The sequence below is a fragment of the Micrococcus sp. HSID17227 genome (assembly GCF_003989405.1).
In the GTDB taxonomy this organism is placed as follows: domain Bacteria; phylum Actinomycetota; class Actinomycetes; order Actinomycetales; family Micrococcaceae; genus Micrococcus; species Micrococcus luteus.
This window is the reverse complement of sequence record NZ_RBLN01000391.1, coordinates 1-1,340: the sequence shown is the minus strand read 5'-3', so window position 1 is coordinate 1,340 and position 1,340 is coordinate 1. Positions and strand designations below refer to the sequence as shown.

Annotated in this window: 2 protein-coding genes; one reads left to right on the top strand and one right to left on the bottom strand. The window is 70.0% G+C overall.

Translation table 11 applies throughout. From position 1 onward, the window contains the following. On the top strand, positions 1-282 hold a 282-nt coding region (locus D8M29_RS12125), incomplete at its 5' end, for an acyl-CoA thioesterase domain-containing protein (RefSeq protein WP_148111620.1). A 133-nt stretch (positions 283-415) separates the two neighbouring features. Here D8M29_RS12125 and D8M29_RS12120 read toward each other — a convergent pair. Then, positions 416-1,312, bottom strand: a complete 897-nt coding sequence (locus tag D8M29_RS12120; RefSeq protein WP_127435643.1) for a cytochrome b/b6 domain-containing protein — start codon at positions 1,310-1,312, stop codon at positions 416-418. Between the last annotated feature and the right edge of the window lie 28 nt (positions 1,313-1,340).

Below are 1,340 nucleotides of genomic sequence, written 5' to 3'. Positions count from 1 at the left end.
AACCCGTCGGGCGCGGTCCACGGCGGGGCCATGACGCTGCGGGCGGTCATCGCCGCGCAGGCGGCCATGCCGGACCGCGTGCGCTACGACGTCCAGGCCGTGCACGTGGTGTTCGTGCGCCCCGGCCACGGCGAGATGGTCGCCCTCACACGGGTGCGACACGCCGGCCGGTCCCTGCGCCTCGTGGAGGTGGACCTCGTGCCGGTCGGCGCCGACGGCGTCCCCGTGGCCGACAAGCCGATGGTCCAGGTGCAGGTCACCTTCCGCGCTGCCCGGAGCTGACGCCCCGCCCGCCCGAGCACCCGAGCGCTTTCGAACGTGAGAAAGGGCCTATCTCACGTTCGAAAGCGCTCATTCCCCCGACATCACGTTCGAAAGTCCCGGGAGGAGGAGGGGCCGTCGTCGTGCGGCCGGCTCAGCGGCCCACGGTGCCGAACCGGGAGGCCACGGGGGCCGTGAAGGCGGGCTTCAGGAAGAACCACGCGGCGGCGGTGACCGCCACGCTCACGAGGAACACCACGAGGCCCCACGCGTCGGTGGCACCGCCCCGCGAGGTGTACATGTGGTTCAAGTTCGTCAGCAGGCCCGTGAAGGCCACGAGGAACACGTGCACCACGATGAACGCCACGAAGAAGACCATCACCGGGAAGTGCACCTTGCGGGCCACCTCCATGGGGAACGCCTTGTTCAGTCCCTTGGCCTCCGTGGGGAACCACGAGGACATGCGCCAGCCCGTGAGGGCGGCGAGCGGGGCGGCCACGAACACCACCAGCGCGTAGGAGAGCATCTGCAGCGCGTTGTAGTGCACCCAGCCGTTCTCCGTGGGCCAGTCCAGGGACAGGTACTGGATGCCGGCGGACAGGGCGTGCTGGAACACGTGCGGGTCCGTGGGCACGATCCGCGCCCAGTGGCCGGTGACGATCAGCAGCACCACGAAGATCACGCCGTTGAGCAGCCACAGCGCGTCGAGGGCCTGGTGCATCCAGATGGTGAGCGAGAACTTCTTCGGGGTGTTGCCCCGCGCGGAGAACAGGCCGTCCTTCGTCGGCGTGAAGTTGGCCGGAGGCCGTGTCTCGTGACGGATCTGCAGGCCCGTCCGGATGATCAGCACCATCAGGAACATGTTCAGGAAGTGCTGCCAGCCCATCCACCAGGGCATCCCCTCGGGGGTGCCCTCGGGCAGGACCGGGTGCCCGTCGTAGGTCGCGATGAAGTCCGCCACCGGGTCCAGGCTCCGCAGCCAGCGTGCGGCCAGCACCGCGAGCAGCGCCAGCACCACGACGCCGGCCACCGCCGGCAGCGCCTTGCGCAGACGGGACGGGACGGCGGACTCGGCGGCA